This window comes from Haladaptatus ordinarius, from assembly GCF_054177595.1.
In genome coordinates, this window is the sequence record NZ_JBPEHH010000054.1 from 19,071 (window position 1) to 29,026 (window position 9,956).

Here is a 9,956-nt window from a genome sequence, read left to right on the forward strand (position 1 = left end):
ACAAAACACGTGAAGGGAGAAGGGTGGTGGAGAAGACGAGTGGAAAAGCGAGTGGAAAGACGAGTGTGGAAGGAAGCCGAACTCAGTCGCGCTCGCCCGACCCGAGTGCGCTCTCGCCGACCGGTTCGTGGCCCTCGATGACCTCCTGGCCGCCCATGTACGGACGCAGAGCTTCGGGCACCGTGACGGTGCCGTCGTCGTTCTGGTAGTATTCGAGGATGGCGACCATCACGCGTCCGATGGCGGTGCCCGATGCGTTCAGCGTGTGGAGGTACTCCGTCGACTCGTGGCGCTCGGGCCGGTAGCGCAGTCCGGCGCGGCGGGCCTGGAAATCCTCGAAGTTCGACGCCGACGAGACTTCGAGCCACCGACCGCCGCGCTCTGGGCCCTCGGCCATGTCGTCGCCGGGCGCCCAGACTTCGATGTCGTAGGTCTTCGCCGACCCGAACGTCAGGTCGCCCGTACAGAGGTCAAGGATGCGGTACGGCAGTTCGAGTCGCTGGAGCACCTCCTCTGCCTCCGCGAGCAGTTCCTCCAGTCGGTCGTAGCTCCCTTCGGGTTCCACGAAGTTGACCAGTTCGACCTTGTTGAACTGGTGGACGCGGACGATTCCCCGGGTCGCGACGCCGTGTTCGCCCGCTTCACGGCGGAAGTTCGGCGTGTAGGCCTGGTGTTTCAGGGGCAGGTCGTCGCGCAGGAGGATGTCGCCGGCGTACATGTTCGTCACCGGCACCTCCGCGGTCGGACAGAGCCAGAGGTCGTCGCCTTCGATTTTGTAGGCGTCGTCGGCGAACTTCGGCAGCTGCGTCGTCCCCGTCATGGATTCGCTGTTGACCGGCACCGGCGGGAAGACGTCCACGTACTCCTGTTCGCGGTGGACGTCCAGCATGAACTGGATGAGCGCGTGTTCGAGTCGCGCGCCGTCGCCCTTGAGGAAGTAGAAGCCGCTCCCCGACACTTTCGCACCGCGCGCTTCGTCGACGATGTCGAGGTCCTCGCCCAGGTCGTAGTGCGGGACGATTTCGGCGGGCAGGTCGCGCAGGTCGTCGAATCCTTCTCTGCGAACCTCCACGTTGTCCGCTTCGTCCTGGCCGACCGGGACGCTCCCGTGTGGAACGTTCGGAATCTCGAGCGAGCGCGCTTCGAGTTCGTCTTCCAGTTCGCCGGTGCGCGCTTCGAGTTCCTCCAGTTCGGCTTTGAGTTCGCTCGACCGTTCGATGGCCTCCTCGGCCTCGTCGTGCTTGCCCTCCTGTTTCAGGTCGCCGATGCTTCGGCTGACCTCGTTTCGCTCGTGGCGCAGGTCGTCGCCGCGCGCTTTCAGTTCGCGCCACTCCTCGTCGAGGTCGAGAAATTCGTCCAAGTCCACGTCGTCGGCCCCGCGGTTTTCGAGGGCCGCCCTGACTTCGTCCGGATGCTCCCGGATAAACTTCCTGTCGAGCATTTCTACCTCGTTTTTCAGTCCGACTGCAAAAAACCGTATCGCTCTCTTCGGCTTCGGGGAGGGTCGTAATCGGGTCGAGTCGGCCACTCGCCGGTGACTGCTGGTGGCGTGACCCAGAAAGCCCTCACGCTGGACTCCCGGGACTCGCTGCGCTCCTCGGTCGTTCGCTCCTTCGTCACTCACTCCCTGCGGTGCTTAGCTGGCGAGTGCGAAGCTCTCGCTGCCTCTCTCACATCCGTTCACGAGAGCTTCGTCCGGGTTCGCCCAGCGCGTTCACCCTTTCAGTCCGCCAGGGGGAGCCAAAGACGGGGTGGCGCGTTACTGGTTCTCGGTCGGACGACGCCGCTGTCGGTTGTCCGGCCTGGTGCTCACCGGCTGGTCGGCCAGCTGCTTTCACGGTGGCGCGCGAAGGCGCGGCGTTCGCGCCGCACCCGCGCGAGGGACGACCGAAGTGAGTGGAACGAACGAAGGGAGGAGGCTGGGGAGGACGAGGTGCGGTGGCGGTATGTTGCTCGACGATTCGCTAGCGACTCGGCAGTCGTCATCCTGACGAAACTTCTGTCGGTGGGACGAGCCACCGCGATAGCATCCCCGACAGAATCAGCACGGCTTCCACGCGAGACGCGAATCGTTTTTCTTCCCGGCGAAACGACGTATCGTATGACACGCGGTGACCTGCGGGAAGTCACGACGGGCGACTGTTCAGACCTGTACTGCCTTGATACCGGAATGTACGACACCGAGGAGTACGGAGCGGTCTACATCCTCGACACCGACCGCCCGGCGATCGTGGAGACGGGCATCGGCACACACTACGAGTACGTCCTGGACGCCCTTTCCGACCTCGACATCGCGCACGAGGACGTGGCGGTCATCGCATCGACGCACATCCACTTAGACCACGCCGGCGGCGCGGGATTCCTCGCGGAAGCGTGCCCGAACGCCGACGTGTACGTCCCCGAAATCGGCGCGCGTTATCTCGTCGACCCCGACCACCTCGTGGAGGGAACGAAGCGCGCCGTCGGCGACCAGTGGCAGTTCTACGCCGAACCGAAACCCGTCCCCGAAGACCGAATCGTGGAACTGACCGACGGGGACGTCATCGACTGCGGGAGTCACGAACTGGAGGCCATCCCCGCACCGGGTCACGCTCCCCACCAGATGATATTCTACGACCACCAGAACGACGCCGTGTTCACGGCTGACGCGGCGGGCATCTGGGTGCCGAGTGTCCAGCAGATACACGTCACGTCACCGCCCTCCGACTTCGACCTCGACCAGTGTCTGGACGACGTGGAGACCATCCGCGAATTCGCTCCGACGACGCTCCTGTACACCCATTTCGGCCCGCGTCCGTACTCCGACGAGGCGATGGACGAGTACGAGCGAGTGCTCTCGCAGTGGGTCGCCGCCGTCGAAGCCCAGCGCGCTGCCGCGGAGGACGACGAGGCCGTCGTCGAGCACTTCGTGGACGAACAGGAGATGGACCAGGTGTGGGGCGAGCGGAAGGCTCGTGCCGAGGCTACGATGAACACTCGCGGCGTTCTCCATTATCTTGACCAACGAGAAGAAGAGTGAACTGCCCGAATACGCACAAACTGGGATAAACTCTTTAACCGTTTTACACTACCTTAATGAGCAATGAGTTTGAAGGGTGTGACATGACGTGGCGTGACGCCGAGCGAGAGTTCACCCACCCGGTCATCGGGCGAACGACGTTGGCTCGAATGTTCGAGGACAGTGCCGAGAGACACGCGAACCGTCCCGCCCAGCAGTACAAAGGCGGCGTGTACGACCGGTCGCTCACCGAAACCGTGCTTCCAGCGGCCCCGGACGGGGAGTTTCGGCCGCTGTCGTACGCCGAGATGCGTGACATCGTTCACAACCTGTCGGCGGGATTCCGCGACTTCGGCGTCGAAGCGGACGACCGTATCGGTATCTTCGCCGACACGCGAATGGAGTGGGCACAGACCGACTTCGCGCTGCTCGCCGCAGGGGCAGTCGTGACGACCGTCTACCGGAGTTCGTCCGTCCGGCAGGTCGAGTACCTCCTCGGCGACCCGGAGGCGACCGCCGTCGTCGTCGAGAACGAGAACCTGCTGGAGCGAGTGCTCGAGGTCGAAGAGAGCCTCGACCTCGAGTTCATCGTCGTGATGGACTCGCTTGCACGCGAGTACGACCGCGACGACATCTACACGCTCGCGGACGTTCACGACCGGGGGAAAGAGGTGTTCTCTCCCGACGAGTACGAGGAGTGGCTCGACGCCCGCGACCCCGACGACCTCGCGACGCTCATCTACACCAGCGGGACGACGGGGAGGCCGAAAGGGGTCAGACTCACCCACCGGAACTTCCGCGCCAACGTCAACCAGTGTTACCGGCGATTCGGCCCCCGTCCCGACAAATCGGTGCCCGCCATCGACGAGAACGCCAGCACAGTCTCGTTTCTCCCGCTCGCACACGTCTTCGAGCGAATGGCAGGTCACTTCCTGATGTTCGCTGCTGGGGCCACTGTCGCCTATGCGGAGAGTCCCGACACGCTCCGTGACGACTTTCAATCCGTTCAGCCGACGACCGGCACCAGCGTCCCCCGCGTGTACGAACGAATCTACGATGCGATTCGTTCGCAGGCCGAATCGAGCGACGCGAAGCGTCGTATCTTCGAGTGGGCGACCGACGTCGGCGTGGCCTACCACAAGACCGACTCGCCGGGACTCGGCCTTCGAGCGAAGAAGATTCTCGCGGACAAACTCGTCTTCGACAAGGTAAAAGAGGGACTCGGTGGCAATGTCGAGTTCCTCATCAGCGGTGGTGGAAGCCTCTCTGCCGACCTCTGTGCGCTCTATCACGGCATGGGGCTGCCGATTCTGGAAGGGTACGGACTGACGGAGACCGCGCCGGTCATCTCCGTCAACCCGCCCGAAGAGCCGAAAATCGGTACTATCGGCCCGCCGGTAGTTGACGAGGAGGTGAAAGTCGACACCTCGCTCGTGGGTGACCAGTTCGCCGACGTGGAAGGCGAGGTGGGCGAACTGCTCGTGAAGGGACCGAACGTCACCGACGGCTACTGGAACAAGCCCGAGGAGACCGAAGACGCGTTCACGGAGGATGGCTGGTTTCGAACGGGCGACATTGTCGAGATTCGGCCGGATGGTTACATCGCGTTCCGCGAACGGGCGAAGGAACTGCTCGTGCTCTCGACAGGGAAGAACGTCGCACCCGGCCCCATCGAGGATGCCTTCGCGGCGAGAGAAATCGTCGAACAGTGTATGGTGATGGGCGACGGCCGGAAGTTCGTCAGTGCGCTCATCGTCCCGAACTTCGAGGAAGTGCGAAAGCGCGCCGAACGCGAGGGTATCTCGCTTCCCGACGACCCGAAGAAGGTGTGTCAGAACGACACGGTGTACGAGTGGATTTCGGACGAGGTCGAGGAAGTCAACGGGGGATTCGAATCGTACGAACAGATAAAGCAGTTCAGGGTCGTTCCCGTCGAGTTCACGGAGGACAACGGCCTGCTCACGCCGACGATGAAAAAGAAGCGTCGTAACATCCTAGATCAGTTCGCGGACAAAATCGAGGCCATCTACGCGGAGTAAGAACGGTCGTTTTTATACCCTTGAGTTTCTCCTTTCGAGTATATGGAGGGATGCTCGTGAGCGCCGAAGCAGGAGGTGAGTTGATTTACATCGTCGCCGCAATCATCGGCATCGGTGTCGTAGCGCAGGTACTAGCAGACCGATACCAAGTCCCGAGTGTGTTGTTCTTGCTCTCGGCAGGAATCATCGTCGGTCCCGCTGGAATCGGCTTACTTGACCCCTCGTCGTTCGGAACCGCACTCTCCCCCATCGTCGGCCTGAGCGTCGCCATCATCGTCTTTGAGGGGGCGTTCCATCTCAAACTGAACAAACTCCGCGAGGCCCCATCTGCACAGATTCGCCTCGTCACCGTCGGTGCGGCCATCTCGCTCGTTGGCACCGCCGCGGTCGTTCACTTCGCGCTCGGTGAAGCGTGGGATCTCTCTTTCCTCATCGGTTCTCTCCTGGTGGCGACCGGCCCGACGGTCATCAGCCCGATCCTCTCCGTTGTCGCCGTCCGTGACCGAGTCGGTGCAGCACTGGAAACGGAAGGTATCGTCAACGACGTGACGGCGGCGATTCTCGCAGTCGTGATGTTCGAGGTCGTCGTGCTCACGGGGGGGGAGTCGTTTGCGCTTGCCGAGTTTCTGAGCGAGTTCGTCAACAAACTCGGCACCGGAATCGTCGTGGGTCTTTTCGTCTCCCTCGTCATCTGGTACGTGCTTCGCCACATCGATCTTTCGCGGGAAAACGCGCCGCAAAACGCCAGGTTGCTCGTTCTAGCGGGGGCACTCGTCGCCTACGCCGTCGCGGATTTCGTCGCGACAGAAGCGGGTATCGCTGCAGTTGCGACGGCGGGTATCGTCCTCGGTAACTCGAACCTGCCGTACGAAGAGAAGATCGAGGAGTTCAAAGGTGACATCACGCTGGTCGTCCTCTCGTTCGTGTTCATCACGCTTGCAGCACTGTTGGAACCCACGGACTTGCTTTCGCTGGGAATCGGTGGTATCGTCGTCGTTCTCGCCGTGATGCTCCTCATCCGTCCGCTCCTCGTGTTCATTTCGACCGCCGGAACCCGGTTCACGCGCGGCGAAAAGCTATTCATAAGCTTCGTCGGTCCGCGCGGTATCATTCCTGCATCCGTCGCGACACTGTTTGCCTTCCAACTGCAGAACAGCCAAACAGTTCCAAACGCCGAGGCCGCGGCGACGACCCTCATCGGAACCGTCTTTCTCGTCATCCTCATCACCGTCGTGTTCGAGGCTGGCTTCGCCCGACACATCGCAGAACAACTGAACGTGATTCCAATGCGTGTACTCGTAATCGGAGGCGGGAAGGTGGGCCGTTCGCTCGCCGAGCGCCTCGAAGACCGTGGAGAGAACGTCGTGCTCATCGAGCAGGACGAAACGATGATCGAAACCGCCCGCGATGGCGGGTTCACCGTCCATCGGGGTGACGGCACCGACACGGAGGTTCTCCGGTCGGCAGGTGCCGATAACGCGAAGATCGTCGTGGCCGCAACCGGCGACGACGACGTGAACCTGCTTGTCGCGCAACTCGCCGACTCGAAGTTCGACGTGGAGACCATCATCGCCAGAGCGAACAACCCGGACAACGTGGACGCCTTCGAAGACCTCGGCGTGCGCACTATCTCCTCGTCGCTCGCTACCGCCTGGGCAATCGACAACGTCATCGAACGCCCGGCGCTCTCGAACTGGATGACAGAACTCGGGCGGAGCGGCGACGTGCAGGAGATCGAGGTGACGGCACCCGACCTCGTCGGAAAGACGATCGCAGAACTGGACGACGAACTACCGAACGGCGTCCTCATCGCGCTCGTCGGACGAAACGGTGAGACGCAAGTGCCCAGTGAGGGGTTCACCCTCCAGAATGGCGACCACATCACCTTCCTCGGGCGGAAGGAAGCGGTGAGGGACACTATCGAAATGTGTCACCCCCGTTAAGCGCCGCTGTCCCGATTCTTGTGTGCGACCCTGATGTTGACCGCCGAGAGCACCGCGACCGACCCGAGCAGCAAGCCGACGTACGCGAGCACGGGGACCTCGGTGAAAGGATACATTCCCACCACGTTACAGACGATTGCGGTTCCGCCGACCACCGCTATCGTGAGGTAGTAACCACTCCAGTTCGGCGTCTCCATCGTCGGTGACAGGTAGTCGTCGAGTTCCTCCGCCCTGTCTGCGAGCTGGACGATGCCTCGCTGTCTGTCGTACTCGATGACGCCCGCGTCCGCCATCTTCGGCAGGTGAGTCTGATAGAGCGAGGTGTATACGGACTTTCGCTCCTTCGAGGAGACGAGGTCGGTTGTCGTGTCGTGTTCCCACGCAGCGACGGCCTCGGCGAGTTCGCCGATGGAAACTGCGTCGGATTGCGACCGGAGGTAAGCGAGGGTGTAACGGCGTCGAGCGTTCGTGAGAATTTCGAACGCCACGTCGGGCGTGAGTGTCTGCGACCCGGACGTTGTTTCGATGCTCATTGTCGGCGACTCTGTGATTCTGCTTGCTCGGACTACACCGGGTCACTTCGCGGAGCGAGCGCAAAAAGATGTTCGTCAGTTTAGGACTCCCCCCGAGGGAAACAATACTAGCTGACGACACTGTCGTCGTACTCTCCCGTCGAGTGAGACACTGTGATTTTATTGCTTCCAACCGCAAAGGTTTGTTCATGCTTCACACCGAAGGCTCGCTCCTCACCATCGACGTGGGGAACCGCGAGACACGAACCGAAGACATCGACGACGTGACGTCGTCGTTCATCGGAGGACGCGGCGTGGCGACGAAACTCGCTCACGACCGGATTCCGTTCGACGCAGACCCGCTCGGCCCGGAGAACAGCCTCTTTTTCACCACCGGTCCGTTGCAGGTCTCGAACATGAGTTTCACCGGGCGGATGAACTGTACCGGCGTCTCACCACTCACGGGTGGACTGCTCTCCTCGAACGCTGGGGGGTTCCTCTCGCGGAACTTCGGTGCGACGGGGTACGGCGCGGTGGAACTCGCGGGCCAGAGCGACGAACTGCTGGCGATTCACGTCACAGACGAGGGCGTCGAGTTCGAGGAGGTCTCACACCTCGCGGAGGCGACCGTGACCGAAGTGGACGAGTACATGGAAGACGAGCACGGACTCGGCGACGACCAGCTCGTCGTCGTCGGCCCGGCGGGCGAGAACCACGTCCGATTCGCGTCCATCATGACGACCGAACACCGTGCGTTCGGCCGCGGCGGCCTCGGTGCGGTGATGGGGTCGAAGAACGTGAAGTGTATCAGCTTCGACGGTGACAGTGCGCCGGACATCGACGTCGACCCGATTCAGATGGACGTGCATCGGGAGGCCGCCACCGCGAACGACCACCCGATGAAGAAGGCCGGAACGACCAGCGTAACCGAGTACGCGAACCACGTCAGCGCGCTTCCGACCCGCTACTTCTCGGAACTGGAGTTCGAGGGCGCGAGCGACATCGGTGGTGAGGCGGTCGCCGAGAAGAAATACCAGAAAGGTACCTGCTCGCAGTGTGCGTTCGCCTGTAAACTCCCGACAAGGGACGAGGAGACGGGGCTGGAGACCGAAGGCCCCGAGTACGAGACGGTGATGGCGTTCGGGAGCAACGCGGGCGTAGACGACGTGGTTTCGGTCATGAAATCCAACGACCTCTGTGACGAGTTCGGGATGGACACCATCTCCTGTGGCGACGTGGTCTCGGCCTACCTCGCCGCGAACGACGAGTTCGGGAACAGCGACCTCGTCCACGAACTGGTCGAGAAGATTGCCTACCGTGAGGACGAAGGTGACCTTCTCGCGGAGGGCGTCCACCGCGCCGCCGCCGACCTCGGCGTCGAAGACTGGACGGTCAAGGGCCTCGAATTCTCCGCCCACGACGGTCGCACCCTGAACGGACAGGGTCTCGCGTTCGCCGTCTCCAATCGCGGTGCGGACCACATGTACGCCGAGTTCTACTCGAAGGAGTACCCCCTCGTCGACAAGGACGAGGCGGTCGACCCCGAAGGACTGGACGGCAAACCGCCGCTCATCGTCGAGAAAGAAAACCACAACGCGGTGCTCGACAGCGGCGTCGTCTGCAAGTTCTCGCGTGACTTCATGACCGAAGAGCGACTCGAAACCCTGCTCGACGCCGAGTACGACGACCTGCTTGCAATGGGTGCCACCGTGGTCGAACTCGAACGCCACTTCAACAACCAGCGCGGCTTCGACCGCGAGGACGACACCCTCCCCTACGACCTGCCGGAGTTCGAGTCGGCGCTGTCAGAGTACTACGAGGTGCGGGGCTGGAACGACGACGGGACGGTTCCCGAGGGTAACGTGGCGGGCGACTCGGGTGCGGTGAGTGCGGACGACTAACGACGACCTTTTCTCCACGACCTTTTACGACGGTCGAGGGGTCACGGCCGCGTGCCGTCGCGCGCGGCCGCGCCCTGTCTCCCTGTAAAAGCTCGACCAAAAGCACCGGAAGACGTTCCTGCTCGCTGACGCTCCGCGGGCGTGCGACTTCCGAGCCATTCGCTCGCGTCGCTCACGAAGACACTTCCTCACCCCCTTCGGGGGTTCCTTGGCCCGCTCGCTCAGTCACGGTGCTCCTTCGCTCGCGGAGAGTGTGCTGGCCCCTGGCGGTTGTGTCACCGGCCGACTTCTGGCGGTCGTGTTCCCGGGCGATTCCTGGCAGTTGTGTCGCCTGCCATCGCGTGACGAGGGCAGGCCAGCCCCTAGCGATGCCAGAGATTCCTCCGAAAATCGGGGATTTCACGCTCGCTCAGTCGCTACACTCCTTCGCTCGCGGCGTCTCGAAGTGACATCCTCCCCGTCGTAAACGACGGGGCTTCCCACAACAGTGGGATTCCGGCAATGCCGTAGGTTTCAGTCCGAATACGCCGAAAGCGTCATCTGTGCGGGTTTCGCACTCGTCT

6 protein-coding genes are annotated in these 9,956 nt (G+C 62.4%); 4 read left to right on the top strand and 2 right to left on the bottom strand.

Annotation, left to right across the window (positions count from 1 at the left end):
• Positions 1-82: 82 nt before the first annotated feature.
• Positions 83-1,441 (bottom strand): serine--tRNA ligase, encoded by a 1,359-nt coding sequence (gene serS, locus ACR3FF_RS17615; RefSeq protein WP_458189408.1) that lies wholly within the window; start codon positions 1,439-1,441, stop codon positions 83-85.
• A 660-nt stretch (positions 1,442-2,101) separates the two neighbouring features.
• Here serS and ACR3FF_RS17620 point away from each other — a divergent pair.
• The 3 genes from ACR3FF_RS17620 (at position 2,102) to ACR3FF_RS17630 (ending at position 6,980) form a co-directional block, all read left to right on the top strand.
• Positions 2,102-3,019 carry an MBL fold metallo-hydrolase gene (locus ACR3FF_RS17620; RefSeq protein WP_458189409.1) on the top strand — a complete coding sequence of 306 codons (918 nt, stop codon included), beginning with the start codon at positions 2,102-2,104 and terminating at the stop codon, positions 3,017-3,019.
• 83 nt (positions 3,020-3,102) lie between these two features.
• Entirely contained in the window at positions 3,103-5,037 is a 1,935-nt protein-coding gene (locus ACR3FF_RS17625) for an AMP-dependent synthetase/ligase (RefSeq protein WP_458189416.1), read from the top strand.
• 56 nt (positions 5,038-5,093) lie between these two features.
• The gene (locus ACR3FF_RS17630) at positions 5,094-6,980 is read left to right on the top strand and encodes a cation:proton antiporter domain-containing protein (protein ID WP_458189410.1); all 1,887 of its coding nucleotides are present in this window, start codon (positions 5,094-5,096) and stop codon (positions 6,978-6,980) included.
• On the opposite strand, the gene ACR3FF_RS17635 is transcribed toward ACR3FF_RS17630, so the two are convergent.
• Complete coding sequence (locus ACR3FF_RS17635) at positions 6,977-7,513, bottom strand: DUF7344 domain-containing protein (RefSeq protein WP_458189411.1); 537 nt, start codon at positions 7,511-7,513, stop codon at positions 6,977-6,979. The genes ACR3FF_RS17630 and ACR3FF_RS17635 overlap by 4 nt on opposite strands.
• 188 nt (positions 7,514-7,701) lie before the next feature.
• On the opposite strand from ACR3FF_RS17635, the gene ACR3FF_RS17640 reads away from it, so the two are divergent.
• Positions 7,702-9,393, top strand: a complete 1,692-nt coding sequence (locus tag ACR3FF_RS17640) for an aldehyde ferredoxin oxidoreductase family protein (RefSeq protein ID WP_458189412.1) — start codon at positions 7,702-7,704, stop codon at positions 9,391-9,393.
• Positions 9,394-9,956 lie beyond the last annotated feature (563 nt).